General features: G+C 65.0%; 15 protein-coding genes. 12 read left to right on the top strand and 3 right to left on the bottom strand.

The genetic code is table 11. From position 1 onward, the window contains the following. Positions 1-113: 113 nt before the first annotated feature. Positions 114-1,202 (bottom strand): fatty acid desaturase family protein, encoded by a 1,089-nt coding sequence (locus AB4074_RS15990; RefSeq protein WP_441414266.1) that lies wholly within the window; start codon positions 1,200-1,202, stop codon positions 114-116. Positions 1,203-1,387: 185 nt separating this feature from the next. Here AB4074_RS15990 and argC point away from each other — a divergent pair, with 185 nt between their 5' ends. The 9 genes from argC (at position 1,388) to AB4074_RS15945 (ending at position 11,144) form a co-directional block, all read left to right on the top strand. Then, positions 1,388-2,419 carry an N-acetyl-gamma-glutamyl-phosphate reductase gene (argC, locus tag AB4074_RS15985; RefSeq protein WP_441414265.1) on the top strand — a complete coding sequence of 344 codons (1,032 nt, stop codon included), beginning with the start codon at positions 1,388-1,390 and terminating at the stop codon, positions 2,417-2,419. Continuing rightward, complete coding sequence (gene argJ / locus AB4074_RS15980; RefSeq protein ID WP_441414264.1) at positions 2,416-3,582, top strand: bifunctional glutamate N-acetyltransferase/amino-acid acetyltransferase ArgJ; 1,167 nt, start codon at positions 2,416-2,418, stop codon at positions 3,580-3,582. The genes argC and argJ overlap by 4 nt, the downstream gene beginning before the upstream one ends. 12 nt (positions 3,583-3,594) lie before the next feature. Then, entirely contained in the window at positions 3,595-4,554 is a 960-nt protein-coding gene (argB, locus tag AB4074_RS15975) for an acetylglutamate kinase (RefSeq protein WP_441414263.1), read from the top strand. Next, positions 4,551-5,882, top strand: a complete 1,332-nt coding sequence (locus AB4074_RS15970; RefSeq protein ID WP_441414262.1) for an acetylornithine transaminase — start codon at positions 4,551-4,553, stop codon at positions 5,880-5,882. Before argB ends, AB4074_RS15970 begins: the two co-directional genes overlap by 4 nt. Beyond that, positions 5,879-6,877, top strand: coding sequence for an ornithine carbamoyltransferase (gene argF, locus AB4074_RS15965; protein ID WP_441414261.1), 999 nt, complete (start codon positions 5,879-5,881; stop codon positions 6,875-6,877). Before AB4074_RS15970 ends, argF begins: the two co-directional genes overlap by 4 nt. Continuing rightward, a complete protein-coding gene (locus AB4074_RS15960) occupies positions 6,877-7,413 on the top strand; it encodes an arginine repressor (RefSeq protein ID WP_078105637.1) in 537 nt (178 codons plus the stop codon). The genes argF and AB4074_RS15960 overlap by 1 nt, the downstream gene beginning before the upstream one ends. Before the next feature lie 104 nt (positions 7,414-7,517). Further along, complete coding sequence (locus AB4074_RS15955; protein ID WP_441414260.1) at positions 7,518-8,723, top strand: argininosuccinate synthase; 1,206 nt, start codon at positions 7,518-7,520, stop codon at positions 8,721-8,723. Next, a complete protein-coding gene (gene argH / locus AB4074_RS15950) occupies positions 8,720-10,198 on the top strand; it encodes an argininosuccinate lyase (protein WP_441414259.1) in 1,479 nt (492 codons plus the stop codon). Before AB4074_RS15955 ends, argH begins: the two co-directional genes overlap by 4 nt. A gap of 208 nt (positions 10,199-10,406) precedes the next feature. Continuing rightward, a complete protein-coding gene (locus tag AB4074_RS15945; RefSeq protein ID WP_441414258.1) occupies positions 10,407-11,144 on the top strand; it encodes a maleylpyruvate isomerase family mycothiol-dependent enzyme in 738 nt (245 codons plus the stop codon). Here AB4074_RS15945 and AB4074_RS15940 read toward each other — a convergent pair. Continuing rightward, positions 11,050-12,615, bottom strand: coding sequence for an AlkA N-terminal domain-containing protein (locus AB4074_RS15940; protein ID WP_441414257.1), 1,566 nt, complete (start codon positions 12,613-12,615; stop codon positions 11,050-11,052). The genes AB4074_RS15945 and AB4074_RS15940 overlap by 95 nt on opposite strands. A 94-nt stretch (positions 12,616-12,709) precedes the next feature. Between AB4074_RS15940 and AB4074_RS15935 the strand changes: the two genes are divergently transcribed. Beyond that, positions 12,710-13,360: a DNA-3-methyladenine glycosylase gene (locus tag AB4074_RS15935; RefSeq protein ID WP_441414256.1), complete on the top strand. Its 651-nt coding sequence runs from the start codon at positions 12,710-12,712 to the stop codon at positions 13,358-13,360. 28 nt (positions 13,361-13,388) lie between these two features. On the opposite strand, the gene AB4074_RS15930 is transcribed toward AB4074_RS15935, so the two are convergent. After that, on the bottom strand, positions 13,389-14,024 hold the full coding sequence (locus AB4074_RS15930) for a GNAT family N-acetyltransferase (protein WP_441414255.1): 636 nt from the start codon (positions 14,022-14,024) through the stop codon (positions 13,389-13,391). A gap of 158 nt (positions 14,025-14,182) precedes the next feature. Between AB4074_RS15930 and AB4074_RS15925 the strand changes: the two genes are divergently transcribed. Together AB4074_RS15925 and tyrS are read left to right on the top strand one after the other, a co-directional pair. Beyond that, on the top strand, positions 14,183-16,411 hold the full coding sequence (locus tag AB4074_RS15925; RefSeq protein WP_441414254.1) for an AAA family ATPase: 2,229 nt from the start codon (positions 14,183-14,185) through the stop codon (positions 16,409-16,411). A 44-nt stretch (positions 16,412-16,455) separates the two neighbouring features. Further along, a complete protein-coding gene (gene tyrS, locus AB4074_RS15920; protein WP_441414253.1) occupies positions 16,456-17,766 on the top strand; it encodes a tyrosine--tRNA ligase in 1,311 nt (436 codons plus the stop codon). The last annotated feature ends 617 nt before the right edge of the window (positions 17,767-18,383 follow it).

The raw sequence follows: 18,383 nt of genomic DNA, 5'->3' as shown, positions 1-18,383 counted from the left end.
CACTTTCATGCCCGCATTCACAACCATCCTAGGGAGCGGAGTCTGTCGAGTGTCCAGTCAGGAGCTTAGGGCCGTGGTTCGCCGTAATGTGCCCCAGCGGTCTTCCGGGCGTGTCAGCCCCTGCCGTGCGCGGATGCAACGGGGCAGTCAAAGCCGCGGCCCGCGGCGAGTCCTACCTCATTGAGGTACCGCACGACGATTCCGTATGACTGCATCAGCGTGGTTTCGGTATAGGGAATGGAGTGCTCTTCGCAGTAGCTTCGAACGATCTCCGAGGCACGGCGCAAGTGGGGGCGGGCCATGTCCGGGAACAGGTGGTGTTCGGCTTGGTGGTTGAGACCGCCCAGCAGGATGTTCATGAAGGGTCCGCCGGAGATGTTCCTGGCAGTCAGGATCTGGCGGCGCAGGAAATCGACGCGGGAGTCGGTAGGCAGGACCGGCATGCCCTTGTGGTTGGGGGCGAAGGAAGCGCCCATGTAGAAGCCGTACACCATGATCTGGACGCCCAGGAAGGCGAATGCCATGCCAAGCGGGAGGAAGGTGAAGGCGAGGGCCGGCAGGGCGAGAAGCCGTGCCAGAAGGATGGGGGTCTCCACCCAGCGGTGCTTGATGGCTCCCGGCCGAAGGATGTACATCAGGGACTCCCACTGCAGGCTGATGCCCAGCAGCATCAGGAGCGGGAAGAAGAACCAGCCCTGCCTGCGCGTGAGGAACGCGAAGCGTCCCTGCCTGCCTGCGGCGGCTTCAACGTGGAAAGCCAAGGCTCCGGTCTTGATGTCCGGGTCCTTTGAAATCACGTTCGGGTTGTTGTGGTGTGCGCCGTGCTTCTGTTCCCACCAGGAGTAGCTGATGCCGGCAACCGAAGTGGCCAGGATGCGCGCGGACCAGTCATTGGCCCTGCGGGAGGCAAAAATCTGGCGGTGGCCGGCCTCATGGGCCAGAAAGCTCAACTGGGTACAAAGGATGCCCAAGGCCGCGGCGATGAGGAGCTGATACCAGCTGGGGCCAATCAGCGCGAAGCCAAACCAGGTGCCGGTCAGCAAGAGGACCAGCGCCGCAAAAACGCTGACATAGAAACCAACGCGGCGCTTCAAAAGCCCTTCCGCGCGGACCGTCTTGAGGAGTTCGGAATAGCTGAGCACGACGGCGTTAGGCTGCCGGACGCTCTTAGTGGGACGTTCCGTGGTGGAGGTCGGTGACATATGCAGTTGCCCCGTAACAATAACGGGCAACGCTGCAACCGACGATCGGCTGCACGGTCTAGATCACCCTCTACTCAGCATACGCCCCCAAAGAGGCTGGGCCGTGAGCTGCCCTCGATGGGGGTTTCGAAATAGGCGTGCATAAATATCGGCAACCATGAATAGTTTTGCTGTATAGTCTTGCCATGACTATTTCTGTTGCCGTCTCCGGTGCCAGCGGCTACGCCGGGGGAGAGGTGCTGCGCCTCCTGGCAGGCCATCCGGACGTCACCATCGGTGCCATCACTGCGCACAGCAATGCCGGTTCCAGACTAGGGGAGTTGCAGCCGCATCTCCATGGTTTGGCCAGCCGGATTCTCGAGGACACCAGCGTGGAAAACCTCGCTGGCCACGATGTGGTGTTCCTGGCACTCCCGCATGGAGCTTCCGCCGGGATCGCGGCACAGTTGCCGGAAGGCACGCTCGTGATCGACGCCGGCGCGGACCACCGTCTCGAAGACCCCGCGGCGTGGGAAAAGTTCTATGGCTCGGCCCATGCCGGGACCTGGCCCTACGGGCTGCCGGAACTCCCCGGCCAGCGCGACGCCCTGAAGGGGGCAAAGCGGATTGCCGTACCCGGCTGCTACCCGACGTCGGCCCTCCTCGCCCTCACGCCCGGCTTCGCCAACAAGCTTCTCCAGGGGGACGACGTCGTGATTGTTTCCGCCTCCGGCACCTCGGGTGCCGGCAAGGCGGCCAAGGTCAACCTCATCGGTTCCGAGGTCATGGGCTCCATGAGTCCCTATGGCGTGGGCGGCGGCCACCGCCACACCCCGGAGATTGAACAAGGACTCTCCAATGCGGCCGGTGAACCGGTCACAGTGTCCTTCACTCCCACCCTCGCGCCCATGAGCCGCGGCATCTTGAGCACGGCAACAGCCAAGGTCAAGGCCGGCGTCACCGCTGCCGAACTCCGCAGTGCCTGGGCTGAAGCGTACGACGACGAACCGTTCGTCCACCTGCTGCCCGAAGGCCAATGGCCCACCACTAAATCGGTGCAGGGTTCCAACCACGCCGTCATGCAACTGGCTTTCGACGAGCATTCCGGCCGCGTGGTTGTCACGTGCGTCATCGATAACCTAACCAAAGGGACCGCCGGCGGCGCTGTGCAGTCCATGAATATTGCCCTCGGCCTGGACGAATCCGCCGGCCTCAACGTCCAAGGAGTTGCCCCGTGACCATCACCGCCCCCCAGGGATTCCGGGCCGCCGGCGTCAAAGCCGGCCTCAAGGCATCGGGCAATCCTGACCTCGCCCTGGTTGTCAACGACGGCCCCTTGAAAGCCGCAGCAGCCGTTTTCACTTCCAATCGCGTCGCCGCGGCTCCGGTCCACTGGTCCCGCCAGGTTCTCTCCGACGGGCGCGTTGACGCAGTGGTGCTGAATTCCGGCGGCGCCAACGCCTGCACCGGCCCGCAGGGATTCCAGAATACGCACGCGACCGCCGAGAAAGTGGCGGCAGTCCTCGGGATCTCTGCCTCCGACGTCGTGGTCTGCTCCACCGGACTGATCGGTGAGCAACTGCCCATGGACAAGATCATCCCTGGCATCGACGCAGCGTTCGCAGAGCTCTCCGAAAACGGCGGCGGTGCCGCCGCTACGGCGATCATGACCACGGACAGTATTGCAAAGGAGGCAGTCTTCACAGGCACGGATGCCGAAGGCAACACCTTCACGGTCGGGGGCATCGCTAAAGGTGCCGGCATGTTGGCACCGGGCCTCGCGACCATGCTCGTGGTGCTCACCACGGATGCCCAGGTCCCGGCGGAAGAGCTCGACGTCGTGCTCCGCGACGCCACGCGCGTCACCTTCGACCGCACGGACTCGGACGGCTGCATGTCCACCAACGACACCGTCGTCCTGCTGGCCTCCGGGGCCTCGGAGGCTATCCCGTCCGCCGAGCAGCTCGGTGCCGGAATCACCCAGGTGTGCGCCGAGCTTGCCCGCAAGCTGATCGGCGACGCCGAAGGTGCCAGCCACGACATCGCCATCCGCACGTTCAACGCGGCGAGCGAGCGCGACGCCGAAATCGTCAGCCGTTCAGTGGCCCGCTCCAACCTCTTCAAGACCGCCATCTTCGGCAAGGACCCCAACTGGGGCCGCGTCCTGTCCTCGGTGGGCACCACGGACGCCGTCTTCGAACCGGACCAGCTCAACGTCTCAATGAACGGCATCCAGATCTGCCGCAACGGCAGCATCGGCGACGACCGCAACCTGGTCGATCTCGAGCCCCGCGAGGTGCTCGTGGAAATCGACCTGCAGGCCGGCGACGCCGAGGCCACCATTTGGACCAACGACCTCACGCACGAGTACGTGCATGAGAACAGCGCCTACTCGAGCTAGACGGGGATGACCATGACTGCGCACACCCGCGAAAATACGTCGATCGGCGCCGATTCGGCAAAAACAGCCCAGGACAAGGCCGCGACCCTGATCGAGGCGCTGCCGTGGATCCAGCGCTTCGCCGGCACCACCATGGTGATCAAATACGGCGGCAATGCCATGGTCAACGAGGAACTTCGACGTGCCTTCGCTGAGGACATCGTCTTCCTGCACCACGTGGGCATCCACCCCGTCGTCGTGCACGGGGGTGGTCCGCAGATCAACTCGATGCTCGGCCGGCTGGGCATCGAATCCGAATTCAAGGGCGGCCTCCGCGTCACCACTCCCGAGGCCATGGACGTCGTCCGTATGGTACTCACCGGACAAGTGGGCCGCGAACTCGTGGGCCTCATCAACTCCCACGGACCCTACGCCGTAGGCATGTCCGGTGAAGACGGCGGACTCCTGCGTGCCGTGCGTACCGGCACCGTGGTGGACGGGGAAGAAGTGGACCTGGGCCTGGTGGGCGAAGTGGTGGGTGTTGATCCCACAGGTATAGAGGACATCCTCGACGCCGGCCGCATCCCGGTGATTTCCACGGTCGCCCCCGAGATCCTCGACGAGGGGGACGGCACGGGCTCCACCACGGGGCAGGTCCTCAACGTCAACGCGGACACCGCAGCAGCGGCCGTCGCCTCGGCACTGGGCGCATCCAAGCTCGTTATCCTGACCGACGTCGAGGGCCTCTACGCCAACTGGCCGGACAAGTCCTCGCTCATCTCCTCGCTGACGGCGACGGAGTTGCGGGAGATGTTGCCGCGCCTGGAGTCCGGAATGATCCCGAAAATGGCTGCCTGCCTGAAGGCCATCGATGAAGGAGTGGAGCGGGCGCACATCGTCGACGGCCGCCTGCCGCACTCCATGCTCCTGGAAACCTTTACGACCGCGGGCATCGGAACCCAAGTCGTCCCTGATGAGGAAGTGAACTCATGAACGAAACTGTTGGTTCTCGCTCGACCGCCATCGCTGCGGAGGCCGCCGCAACCACGCTCGTTTCCCAGAGCACGGGAAGCGATTGGCTGGCCCGTTACTCTTCGTCGCTCATGGGCGTCTTCGGCACGCCGCAGCGGGTCCTAGTCCGCGGGGCAGGGGCCCTTGTGTGGGACGCCGACGGCAAGGAATACCTGGACCTCCTGGGCGGTATCGCTGTCAATGCCCTTGGCCATGCCCACCCGTTCGTCACCTCGGTCATCGCCAGCCAGCTGGCCACGCTGGGCCATGTCTCCAATTTCTTCACAAGCCCCACGCAGATCGCGCTCGCCGAGAAGCTGCTGGCCCTCACCAACGCTCCTGCCGGCTCCAAGGTGTTCTTCGCCAACTCGGGCACCGAAGCCAATGAGGCCGCGTTCAAGCTGGCGCGGCGCAACAGTGCAGCGCCCGCCGGTGCAAAGTCCGCCAAGCGCACCAAGATCATCGCGCTCGAAGGTGCCTTCCACGGCCGCACGATGGGCGCGCTCGCCTTGACCGCCAAGGAAGCGTACCGGGCGCCGTTCGAGCCGCTGCCCGGAGGGGTCGTGCACATCCCGTTCGGCGACATCGAGGCCCTCCGTGCCGCCGTCGACGAAAACACGGCCGCAGTCTTCCTCGAGCCCATCCAAGGCGAAGCCGGCGTCCGCCCGCTCAGTGTCGAATACTTGCGGGCGGCCCGCGAAGCCACCACCGCTGCCGGCGCGCTGCTGGTCCTGGACGAGGTCCAGACCGGCATCGGCCGGACCGGCAAATGGCTGGCCAGCGAAGACGCCGGAATCGTCCCCGACGCCGTGACCCTGGCGAAGGGCCTGGGCGGTGGCTTCCCGGTGGGCGCGCTCATCACTTTCGGCGAGCCGACGTCGTCGCTCCTGACCGCGGGCCAGCACGGAACCACTTTCGGCGGGAACCCGGTGGCCACGGCCGCCGCGCTCGCTACCCTGCATGCCATCGAAAACCAAGGCGTGCTGGAAAATGTGCTCAGCGTCGGCGCTCACCTTCGGGCTGGACTGTCCGACGTCGACGCCGTCACTGAAGTGCGCGGCGAAGGTCTCCTGATCGGCTTCGACCTTGACGCCGATATCGCGCCCGCCATGGTGACGGCCGCGCTCGATGCAGGCTTCATCATCAACAGCCCCGGCCCGCGCACCATCCGGCTGGCTCCGCCGCTCATCCTGACCATCGAGCAAGCGGACCGTTTCCTCGACGCGCTGCCGGGCATCATCAAAGCCGCGGCAGCCCAGAACGCTGCACCCCTGACCGCTGCACCCCTGACCGCTAAGGACGCACAGTGAACACCACCCGTCACTTCCTCAAGGACACGGACCTCACCCCGGCCGAGCAAGCCGAAGTGCTCGAGCTCGCCGTACGGATGAAGGCTGCCCCGTACAGCGTCCAACCGTTCGCAGCTGCCGGCAATGGACGCAAGACCGTCGCCGTCATCTTCGACAAGACCTCCACCCGTACCCGGGTTTCCTTCGCCACCGGCATCGCCGACATGGGCGGGAACGCGCTCATCATCAATCCGGGTGAGGCGCAGATCGGCCACAAGGAATCCGTGGAGGACACCGCCAAGGTCCTCGAACGCATGGTCTCCACGATCGTGTGGCGGACCTCGGCGCACTCCGGCCTCGTAGCCATGGCCGAAAACTCCAAGGTTCCCGTCATCAATGCCCTGTGCGATGACTACCACCCCTGCCAGTTGCTGGCAGACCTCCTGGCGGTCAAGGAACACAAGGGCGAACTCAAGGGCCTCACCATGGCCTACCTGGGCGACGCTGCTAACAACATGTCCAACTCCTATCTGCTCGCAGGGGTCACGGCGGGCATGCACGTCAGGATCTCGGGTCCGGAAGGCTACCTGCCGGCCGCCGACATCGTTGCGGAAGCGGAGGAGCGCGCCGCCGAGACCGGCGGTTCCGTGCTCATCACCACTGACGCCAAGGAAGCCCTCGACGACGCCGACGTCGTCGCTACGGACACTTGGGTGTCCATGGGCCAGGAAGCCGAAAAAGAAGCACGCATGGAGCTCTTCCGCGACTACTCCGTGGACGAGGCGGCCATGGCGCACGCCGCACCGGACGCCGTCGTGCTCCATTGCCTGCCCGCCTACCGGGGCTACGAAATCTCCGCAGGTGTCATCGACGGACCCCAGTCCATCGTCTGGGACGAAGCGGAGAACCGCTTGCACGCGCAGAAGGCGCTCATGGCCTGGCTGATGCACCGCTCGGGACTCGCATTCGTCGACGGGCTTTCCCCCGTTGAGGGCACCGGAGAGAGCACGTTCTAGTGTCCACCCATCCTGCATCGCAAGGTGCCAGCCCGGCCACCAAGACCGCCCGACAGGCGCGGATCACCGCGATCCTGACGGGTCAATCGGTGCGCTCGCAGGCAGAGCTCGCGGCCTTGCTGGCGGACGACGGCGTGCAGGTCACCCAAGCGACCCTCTCCCGGGACCTGGTGGAACTGGGGGCGGTCCGCGTGCGCGGCAAGGACGGTGCACTGGTCTACGCGGTGCCCGGCGAGGGTGGAGACCGCAATGCAAAGAGCGGTGTCACCCAGGAAATCCTGGACGCGCGCCTGTCGCGCCTTTGCGGCGAGCTACTGGTCACCGCGGAGGCTTCGGGCAATATCGTGGTGTTGCGGACGCCGCCGGGTGCCGCCAACTTCCTCGCCCTGGCCATCGATCACTCGGTGATGCCGTCTGTATTGGGTACGATCGCAGGCGACGACACCTTGCTTTTGGTTGCCAGGGATCCCGACGGCGGCGCCGAACTGGCGGCCCGATTCCTCCAGCTGGCCCAAGAAGCCGGACCGGGGAACTAGTGCAGGGCGGCAACTGAAACTTTCCGGCATCGTTCCACCCGGGCCTTCGGCCCGACCCAAGCATTTGACTCAAAAGAACCAAGCAACAACAAAGGAGCACTCTCGTGACTGAGCGCATTGTTCTGGCCTACTCCGGTGGCCTTGATACTTCCGTAGCCATCGGCTGGATCGGTGAAGCCACCGGGGCCGAGGTCATCGCCGTGGCCGTCGACGTCGGACAGGGCGGCGAGTCGCTGGAGACCATCCGCCAACGCGCCCTCGGCTGCGGTGCCGTCGAGGCCTACGTGGCCGACGCCCGCGACGAATTCGCCAACGAATACGCCATGCCCACGCTGAAGGCCAACGCCCTCTACCAGGGCCACTACCCGCTGGTTTCAGCGATTTCACGCCCTGTGATCGTCAAGCATCTCGTCAAGGCCGCCCGCGAATTCGGTGCCACCACCGTTGCGCACGGTTGCACGGGCAAGGGCAACGACCAGGTCCGCTTCGAGGTCGGCATCCAGACGCTGGGCCCGGACCTGAAGTGCATCGCACCCGTCCGCGACCTCGCCCTGACCCGCGACAAGGCCATCGCCTTCGCCGAGGAAAAGGGACTGCCGATCGAGACCACCAAGAAGAACCCGTACTCGATCGACCAGAACGTCTGGGGACGCGCCGTCGAAACCGGCTACCTCGAGGACATCTGGAATGCTCCCACCAAGGACATCTACGACTACACGGCCACCCCGGAATTCCCGCCGGCACCGGACGAAGTCACCATCACCTTTGAAGCCGGCGTCCCGGTGGCGATTGACGGCGTCAAGCACACTCCGCTCCAGGTCATCCAGGAACTGAACCGCCGCGCCGGTGCCCAGGGCGTCGGCCGCATCGACGTCGTCGAAGACCGCCTGGTCGGCATCAAGTCCCGCGAAATCTACGAGGCTCCGGGCGCCATGGCCCTCATCACCGCCCACAAGCACCTCGAGGACATAACCATCGAGCGCGAGCAGGCCCGCTTCAAGGCCACCGTAGGCCAGCGCTGGTCCGAACTGGTCTACGACGGCCAGTGGTTCTCCCCGCTCAAACGCTCCCTCGACGCTTTCATCGAGGACACCCAGAAGTACGTCTCCGGCGACATCCGCATGGTCCTTCACGGCGGCCAGGCCATTGTCAACGGCCGCCGCTCCGACACCTCGCTCTACGACTTCGACCTCGCCACCTACGACACCGGTGACACCTTCGACCAGTCGCAGGCCAAGGGCTTCATCGAGCTGTGGGGAATGTCCTCCAAGGTCGCCGCGGGCCGTGACCTGCGGGCTTCGGGCCAATGATGGAGCGTTCGGTGGGCCCGCGGACGCCGGGGTCCCCGGCCGAGCGAAGCGAGGTTGGGGAGCGGTCGGGGACCAATGAAGGTGCGCTGTGGGGCGGCCGGTTCGCCGGCGGTCCCGCGGATGCGCTTGCCGCACTGAGCAAGTCCACGCACTTTGACTGGCGGCTGGCCCGCTACGACATCGCCGGCTCCAAGGCGCATGCCCGCGTGCTGCACAAAGCGGGGCTCCTGGACGACGGCGAACTCGAAGGCATGCTCGCGGCGCTCACTCTGCTGGATGACGACGTCGCGAGTGGCGCCTACCAGCCCGCCGAGAGCGATGAGGACGTCCACGGTTCCCTCGAACGCGGGCTCATTGAGCGTGCGGGAACCCACCTGGGCGGCAAGCTCCGGGCAGGGCGTTCGCGCAACGACCAGGTGGCCACGTTGGGCCGCATGTTCCTGCGCGATCACGCACGCATCATCGCCCGCGGTGTGCTCGCCACGATCGATGCCCTCGTTGAGCAGGCCAAGGCCCACCGTGGCGTTGCCATGCCCGGCCGCACGCACTTGCAGCATGCCCAGCCTGTCCTGCTGAGCCACCACCTTCTGGCCCACGCCTGGGCACTGTTGCGCGACGTGCAGCGGTTCCAGGACTGGGACAAGCGCGCCGGCGTCTCGCCTTACGGTTCCGGCGCCTTGGCCGGTTCCTCCCTCGGCCTGGATCCCGAGGCAGTCGCAGCGGATCTCGGGTTCTTCTCGGCAGTACACAACTCGATCGACGGCACCGCTTCGCGCGATGTCTTCGCCGAGTTCGCATGGATCTGCTCGATGATCGGCATCGACCTTTCGCGGGTCTCCGAGGAAGTCATTCTGTGGGCCACCAAGGAGTTCTCCTTCGTCACGCTCCATGATTCGTACTCCACGGGGTCTTCGATCATGCCGCAGAAGAAGAACCCGGACGTCGCCGAGCTCGCCCGCGGCAAGGCAGGGCGCCTCATCGGCAACCTGGCCGGCCTGTTGGCAACGCTCAAGGGCCTGCCGCTCGCGTACAACCGCGATCTGCAGGAAGACAAGGAACCGGTTTTCGACGCCGCGGACACTTTGGAAGTGCTGCTCCCGGCCGTGTCCGGCATGATTGCCACGCTCACCTTCAACACCGAGCGCATGGCTTCCCTGGCACCACAGGGCTTCGCGCTTGCCACGGACATCGCCGAGTGGCTTGTCCGCCAGGGCGTTCCGTTCCGGGAAGCCCACGAGCTCTCCGGTGCCGCGGTAAAGCTGGCTGAAGGGCGCAGCGTTGAGCTGTGGGACCTGACGGACGAAGAGTACGCAGGCATTTCGGAGCATCTTACCCCCGAGGTCCGCACCGTGCTCAGTACGGAAGGTTCGCTCAACAGCCGCAACTCCCAGGGCGGAACGGCCCCGGCCGCCGTCGAGCGCCAACTGCTTGCCCTCGAAGCTGAACTCGCAGCCGCACGGGGCTACGCCGGGTAACAACAAGGGGCCCACGCCCGCAGGGTTCCCTGTCCGTGGGCCCACGCCGGCGAGGGCCCCGGCCTGAGCTTGCGAAGGCTGGGAGCCGGTGGGGATTCGCGGCAGTGTTTTTCGCAGAGTGTTTTTCGAAAAGCACTGCCACGAAATGCCCGCCGGTGTCAGTTAATCCTCGTTAACGGTCGTTAACTCTGTCGGATACTATGGCGCTATGACCGAGATCACTGCCTCAGCGCTTCTTGCCGAGCTCCACAAAGCAGCCGGCACTGTCACCGACGTCGTCGCCAAACTCGACGACGCCGATGTTGCAGCTCCCTCCGAGCTGCCCGGGTGGACCCGCGGCCACGTGCTGGCTCACATAGAAGGCATCTCCAACGCCATGGCCCGCCAGCTGGAATATGCTGCCCGCGGCGAGACCATCGACATCTACGACGGCGGCTACGAGGGCCGTACGAAGGCCATTGAGCTGGCGGCGAGCCACAGCCTCGCTGAACACCGTGCGGCCACGGACGCGGCCCTCGCCCGGGCCCTGAGGGCCTTCGACGGACTCGTGGAGTCCGGCTGGAACACCCGGATCAGCTACCGGAATGGAACAGTGCTCGACGGCGGCCTGGCGCTCTGGCGCGAACTGGTCATCCACGTCACGGATCTGGGAATCGGCCGCGGCCCTGAATCCTGGAGCCGGCAATTCTGCGAGCATCTCTTCGATTTCCTCTCGGCCCGCGTGCCGGCAGACCAGAAATTCGTGCTTCAGCCCCTGGGCCTGCCGCAGCTGGTCATTGGCTCGGGCCGGCAGTCCGTCGCGATCAACGGCATGATCACGGATATCGCCGCCTGGCTCGCCGGGCGCACGCCTACCCTGGGGAGCCTGCGGGCCTCTGCAGACGCGGACGGTGTTGACTTGCCGGAGCTTCTCCCGTGGCCAGCGAGCGTTCCCGCGGCGCACTAGCGCTGGCGCGTTTGCTTGCCGCCGCCCGCCACAGGTGCATTGTGGCGTAGGAACGCCACGGGCTCACGTTGCGGAAATCGGCAGGCAGGTCTTCCGCGGCCGCGAGATTCTTGAGGCCGTTCCGAACCGCTGCATCGTTGGCGAGGAAAACGTCCGGATCGCCGATGACCCTCATCGCTACGTAGCCCACGGTCCATGGTCCGACGCCGGGCAGCGGCAACAGTTTGTCGGCCAGCGTATGGGGGTCGTCGCCGTAGTCGAAGTCGAGCTCCCCGCAGGCCATGGCTGCTGCTGCGGCCAGCACGGAATCTATGCGGCGCTGCGGACCCTTTAGTAGTTCCCGGCCCGAGCGGTCGATTTCCGCGGCCGTGGGAAACAGGCGATCCAGGCCCAGTGCGTGTCCTGCGTGGCCTTCCGGCAGGCGGGTTCCGGCGTCGGAAAGTTGGGTCAACGCCGTGCGGGCGGCGGCTACGGTGATTTGCTGGCCGATCATTGCGCGGATCAGCAGCTCTTGGGGATCCACCGCGCCCGGAACCCTGATCCCGGGCGTATCGCGAACTGACGGGCCGAGCCTGGCATCGGAGGCCAACGCCTCGTCCACGGCGACGGGATCGGCATCGAGATCGAACAATCGCCGCACCCTGCCGAGGAGCACGGGAAGATCGTGGAGATCCAGGGTGCTGACGGCGAGGGTCAGGGCGCCGCCGCGCGCCCCGGCGTCGTACTCCACGGTGAACGCCGCATTGCCGCGGGGCAAGCGGAGGGTCCGGGTATAGCTGCTGGAGTTCGCCAGCTCGACGCCGGGGACCGCGCGGGCCGCGAGGAAATCGAAAATCCCTGTGTCGAACGGCTCCCGGTAGGGGAGGTTGAGGGTCAGGGAGGTAGCCTCGCTCGGTCTGCCGTGATGGCCAATGGGCTTCGCGGTGGCCCGGAGCGCCGTCGGTGTCAGGGCGAAGACTTCGTTGATGGTGTCGTTGAACTGGCGGACACTGTTGAATCCGGCAGCGAACGCCACGTCCGAGAGTTTCATCGAGGTGGAGACCAGGAGCGTCCTGGCCGTCTGCGCACGGCTGGCCCGCGCCAAGGACAGCGGCCCGGCGCCGAGTTCATGGCTGAGGATCCTGTTGAGCTGGCGGGAGGAGTACCCCAGCCTGGTGGCGAGTCCTTCGACGCCCACGCGGGAGATCGCGCCGTCGTTGATGAGCCGCATCGCCCGCCCGGCGACGTCCGAGCGCAGGTTCCACGCAGGCGTGCCAGGAACCGCCTCCGGGAGGCAGCGTTTGCACGCCCTGTACCCGGCCTCGTGCGCCGCCGCCGAGGTTTCGTAGAAGGTCACGTTTTCTGCCTTGGGTGTCCGTGCCGGGCACGACGGCCGGCAGTAGATGCCCGTCGAACGGACGGCGGTGAAGAACTGGCCGTCGAACCGGGGATCCCGCGCATCGATGGCACGGTAGCGCTGCCAAAAGTCCATGGCTTCATCCTTTCAGCATCGGCAGGCTCCTCCTAGCGGAAATCGGACATTACCGGCGGCGGATCGAGCTGATGGATTTTGCTAGGGTCTGGGCATGACAACGCAGAGCCAATCCGCGGAGGCCATCCGGGGCATTCTTTCCGGAGATCCGAGGGACGTTGCCCCTTTGCTCCTTGGCGCCGTGCTGAGCCACCGGACTCCCGAGGGCACGGTATCCGTCCGGCTCAGTGAGGTGGAAGCGTATCTGGGTCCGCGGGGCTCGGCCCAACCCGATCCTGGATCCCATACCTTTGGCGGCCCCACCCTCCGGAACGCACCCATGTTTGGCCCGGCCGGCCACCTCTACGTCTACTTCACCTATGGCATGCACTATTGCGCCAACATTGTCTGCGGTCCCGACGGCGTTGCGTCCGCGCTGCTGTTGCGGGCAGGGGAGGTGGTGGGCGGGCAAGCCCTGGCACAGTCCCGCCGTCCGGCGTCGAAGTCGCTGACCGACCTCGCCAGCGGGCCCGCCCGGCTTGCCTCCGCTATGGGGCTGACCACGGCGGACAGCGGCCGCGATGCCCTGGCCGAGCCGTTCGGCCTCGAACTTCCGGTCACGCCCGCGGCGCCATCGTCAGTCGCGAGCGGTCTCCGCGTCGGAGTATCCGGCGACGGCGGTTCCGCCGACTATCCGTGGCGGTTCTGGATTGCCGGGGACCCCACGGTGTCCCGCTACAAGCCGGGCCGCAGCCGGGCCGTCTAGCGGCTTTCTTAGGCGCTCAGGGAAATCCTCAGGCGGCGTGTTCGCTCCGGCTCGGTTCGGCGACATACGCGCAGTGGTTGTCGGGCACTTCGAAGGGCGCCAGGCGGCCGAGCAACGACTCGCGCACGTGGGGCCATTCATCGCGCAGGATCGAGAAAACGGCGGTATCGCAACGGCTGCCGTCGGGAGCGAAACGGTGCCCGCGCAGCGTGCCCTCGTAGCTGGCCCCGAGCCGCTGAATGGCCGAGGCGCTGCGCGTATTCCGGGCGTCACAGCGGAAGGCAACCCGGTGGACGTCCAGCACATCGAAGGAGTACGCCAGCAGCAGTTGCTTCGCGGCGGGATTGACATGGCTACCCCAGAACGGGCGCCCGTAAAAAGTGCCGCCGATTTCCAGGCGCTGCTGGCGGGGACTGTACTCGCACAGCGAGGTGGTTCCGAGCAGGGCGCCGGTCCGCTGCTCGACGACCGCGAACGGAATGGTTGCCGGATCTTCGAGTCGGGCTGCGAAGAGTTCGGCCAGTTCCGCGGCGCTCAAGGGCTGCTCGGCGGCCATGCCGGACCACATCCCGGAGTCCACGAAATCGAAGAGCGGACCGGCATGTGCAGGGGAGAGTGGGACCAGGCTGATGCCGTGTCGCGTAAGGGCAACGTCGTGCTGCATTGCAGCATTTAAGCACCACTAGGTGCGGATGGAAAAGCTCAGGGGGTTAGCGGCGGGTGAACATTGTATGACGCACCGGCGTGCGGGCAGTTTCACGCACGTCAAGCAAAACCGCTGTAGAATGGACGGTCCGTCTTTTTCGATAGGGGAACGTTTCGATGCACGACGCTGATTTGATCCACGAGCGGGAGTACGTGGCCGGTCTCTACTCGCGCCTGGATGAGCTGCGGGAGGAAAAGCGCCAACAGCTGGCGCAGGTCCGGCGCGCCGGAGCGGTGGGAACCATGCAGAACGTTTCCGAAAGGGACGCCTTCGCGGCACTGTACGAGGACCGCCTCGCCCAGCTCGACGCCGTCGACGACCGTCTCGTGTTCGGGCGCCTCGACCTGGACACCGGGGAGGCGCAGTACATCGGCCGCATCGGATTGTCCACCGCGGACCTCCAGCGGCTTATGGTCGACTGGCGGGCCCCGGAAGCCGGCCACTTCTACCAGGCGACCGCCTTCGACCGGCAGGGCGTCCGCCGTCGTCGTCACCTGATCCTGCAAGGCCGCGAGGTCAAGGCGATCGAAGACGATGTCCTGGATGCCAGCATGCTGGCGGACAACGCCTCGCTCCAGGGCGAGGGCGCACTCCTTGCCGCCCTGAATTCCAAGCGCACCGGCCGCATGTCGGACATCGTCGGCACCATCCAGTCCGAGCAGGACCGGATCATCCGTTCGTCCATGTCGGGGGCCTTGGTTGTCCAAGGCGGTCCGGGTACCGGCAAGACGGCCGTCGCGCTCCACCGCGCCGCCTACCTGCTGTATACCCACCGTGACCGCCTGAAGTCCGCGGGCGTGCTGTTGGTTGGGCCTTCATCGTCGTTCATGCACTACATCGAGCGGGTCCTGCCTTCCCTCGGCGAGACCGGCGTCGTCATGGCGAGCCTGGGCCGCCTCATGCCCGGGATCCATGCCGTCCCGGAACAGGATCCCGACGTCGCAGCGCTCAAGGGCAAGCTGAACATGGCCGACGTCATTGCCAACGCCGTGGCCAACCGACAGCGGACTCCCGCCGAGGACCGCATCCTCGAGGTCGATTCCCGGAAGCTCACACTGTCCGTGCGGCAAGTCCGCCGCGCACGGGACAGGGCACGCGCCACCGGCAAGCCGCACAACGAAGCCCGCGTGACGTTCGTGAAGATCCTGCTGCGCGAACTGACGGAACAACTGACGGAGATCGTCGAGGAATCGAACATCGGCAACAATGCCGACCGTTCCTACCTCGCCGAAGACGTCCGTTCGGCACGCGACGTCAGGATCGTCCTGAACCTGTGCTGGATGCCCATGACGCCCGAGAAGCTCGTGTCCGAGCTCTTCAGCAAGCCAGCCATCCTGGAAGCCTGCACCCCGCACCTCACGCCGGCGCAGCGTGCGCTACTTCTTCGCCCCGCGGATGCGCCGTGGACCGGAGCCGATGTTCCGCTGCTCGACGAGGCCGCTGAGCTCCTCGGCGAGCTGGATCCCGCCGCAGGCAGGGGACTGGCACAGCAAGAGCACGATCGTGCCCGCGACATCGCCAACGCCAAGCAGACCCTGGTCAACATGGAGGCCATGGGGGTCGACGTGTTGATGACGGCCGAGGAATTGGCGGACCAGAACCAGGAACGCGAAACGCGCCTGACCGCCGCCGAACGTGCGACAAGCGACCGTTCGTGGGCGTTCGGGCACATCGTGGTTGACGAAGCCCAGGAACTCTCGCCCATGCAGTGGCGGCTCTTGGTCCGCCGCTGCCCCCTGAAGTCCTTCACGATCGTCGGCGACATCGCCCAGACGAGTTCCTCTGCCGGTGCGAATTCCTGGCAAAGTGCCCTCGCGCCGTCGTTCGGGGACCGCTGGCAGCTCGAAGAACTCACCGTCAACTACCGCACCCCTTCGCAGATCGCAGAAGCGGCAGTCCGCATGGCGAACCGCGCTGGGCTGGTGGTCTCGGCTCCCAAGGCCGTGCGTGAAGGTAAATGGTCGCCCATCGTGGACCGCGTGGACGAAGCGGGGATGGTGGACCGTCTCGTTGAAATCCTTCCGGAAGAACTGGAAGCGATCGACGGCGGCCTCCTCGCGGTGATCGCTGACGGCGCCCTCCTGCCGCGCGCCGCAGCCGCCCTCCGCGGGGTGTATGGCCACCGCGTGGGCACCGGAGCGGGCAGCTACTCCCAGGACATCGTGGTCATCAGCCCCAAGGAAGCCAAGGGCCTTGAGTTCGATGGTGTCGTGGTTCTTGAGCCTGCTGCCATGCTGAACCAGGAACACGGGAAGGTTGGCGATCTCTACGTCGCGATGACCCGTCCGACGCAGCGGCTGCGCCTCATCACCGCCGCGCCGTTGCCCGCGGGTATCGAGCGCTGAGCCATGCAAGCAAGCCGAACGGCAATCCTGCTAACTTAGAACTCGTGTCACACGTAAACAACCTCGAGTCCCAACACAACGACCCGGGCTTTGCCAATATCTGGCAAGAGCTCAAATGGCGCGGCCTTATCCACGTTTCCACTGATGAAACGGAATTGGAAAAGCTCCTCGCCGGGGACCCGATCACGTATTACTGTGGCTTCGACCCCACGGCTCCGTCCCTGCACCTTGGCAACCTTGTCCAGCTCCTGCTCATGCGTCGCCTGCAGTTGGCCGGGCACAAGCCGCTCGGCCTGGTGGGAGGCTCCACGGGCCTCATCGGCGATCCGCGCCCGACGGCGGAACGCACCTTGAACACCAAGGACACCGTTTCGGAGTGGGTCGGCTACCTTCAGGCACAGGTCCGCCGCTTCCTCAGCTTCGAGGGAGACAACGCGGCACGCATGGTGAACAACCTTGACTGGACCGCGCCGCTGAGTGCCATCGATTTCCTGCGCGAAATCGGCAAGCACTTCCGGGTGGGCACCATGCTCCGCAAGGATGCCGTTGCGTCCCGCCTCAACTCGGACGAGGGCATCAGCTACACCGAGTTCAGCTACCAGATCCTGCAGGGCATGGATTACCTCCAGCTCAACCGCGACTACGGTTGCGTGCTGCAGACCGGAGGTTCGGACCAGTGGGGCAACCTCACGAGCGGGACGGAGCTGATCCGCAAGGTCGGTGGGAAGGTTGTCCACGCCCTCGGCACGCCCCTCATCACCAACTCGGACGGCACCAAGTTCGGTAAGAGCGAAGGCAACGCCATTTGGCTCGATGCCCACATGTGCAGCCCCTACGCCTTCTACCAGTTCTGGCTCAACACCGCGGATGCCGACGTCGTTGACCGCCTCAAGGTCTTCACTTTCCTTAGCCGCGCCGAGATTGAGGAGCTTGGAGCCGCTGTCGCCGAGCGTCCGTTCGCACGCGAGGGCCAGCGCAGACTTGCCTACGAAGTCACCTCGCTGGTTCACGGAGTCGACGCGACGGAGAAAGTGATCGCTGCTTCGGCTGCGCTGTTCGGCAACGGTGATCTCTCGGTTCTGGACGAAGTGACCTTGGCATCCGCAACTGCCGAGCTGCCGTCTGCCTCGATCGGCGCGGATGGCCTGGGCATCGTCGACCTCCTGGTTGCTTCCGGACTGTCCGAGAGCAAGTCCGCTGCCCGACGCACGGTGGGGGAGGGTGGCGCCTACGTGAACAACAGCAAGGTGACCGACCCCGACGCCGTGATCGACCAGGCGGAACTGCTTCACGGCCGGTACCTTTTGTTACGCCGCGGGAAGAAGAATCTGGCCACTGTCGAAGTGACGGCCTGACGGCTATTTAGTTCCATGGCGTGTTCCTGTGGGGGCGCGCCAGACGGACGGTTGCACGCTCTATTGCACGCTCTTCCGGGCCGACTTGCGCGGCTCCGGAGGAGCGTGTATCGTTTTCTGAGTCGCTGCCGCTGAAGCGGATAAACTGCGACAAAATCCCATTGAATGTGAATAATCCGGTTTAGACGAAAGTCTGGGACTCGGATGATTTATCGACTCTGTGGGGAAATTCGATCCATTTGGGTGAATTTCCGGAGAAATCCTGGATTTGCAAAGTGGAAATGAATGAAATAAAGTAGAAACATCGCAGCGAGGAAATGCGGAACATCGAATTTAATTGAATTTGTTCCGAGAAGTAATCGAATTGTGTCTGTTGTTTGAGAACTCAATAGTGTGCCAAGTTTGTTGATACCGATTTGTTTTTATGAATTGGTTGTTTTGGCTGGTCCTGTGTCACCTCCGTGGCGTGGGGCTGGTTTTTTACAGCTGGTTTCAAATTTTGTGCAGCTCTTCTGCCGTTATTTCCGGTGGTTGTGGTTGTGTCTGTTTTTGTTTTACTTCAACGGAGAGTTTGATCCTGGCTCAGGATGAACGCTGGCGGCGTGCTTAACACATGC

The organism is Arthrobacter sp. 2MCAF14, assembly GCF_052115645.1.
In the GTDB taxonomy this organism is placed as follows: Bacteria; Actinomycetota; Actinomycetes; order Actinomycetales; family Micrococcaceae; genus Arthrobacter.
Note: the sequence above shows the minus strand (reverse complement) of the source record. Positions and strands in the feature narration are given on the sequence as shown.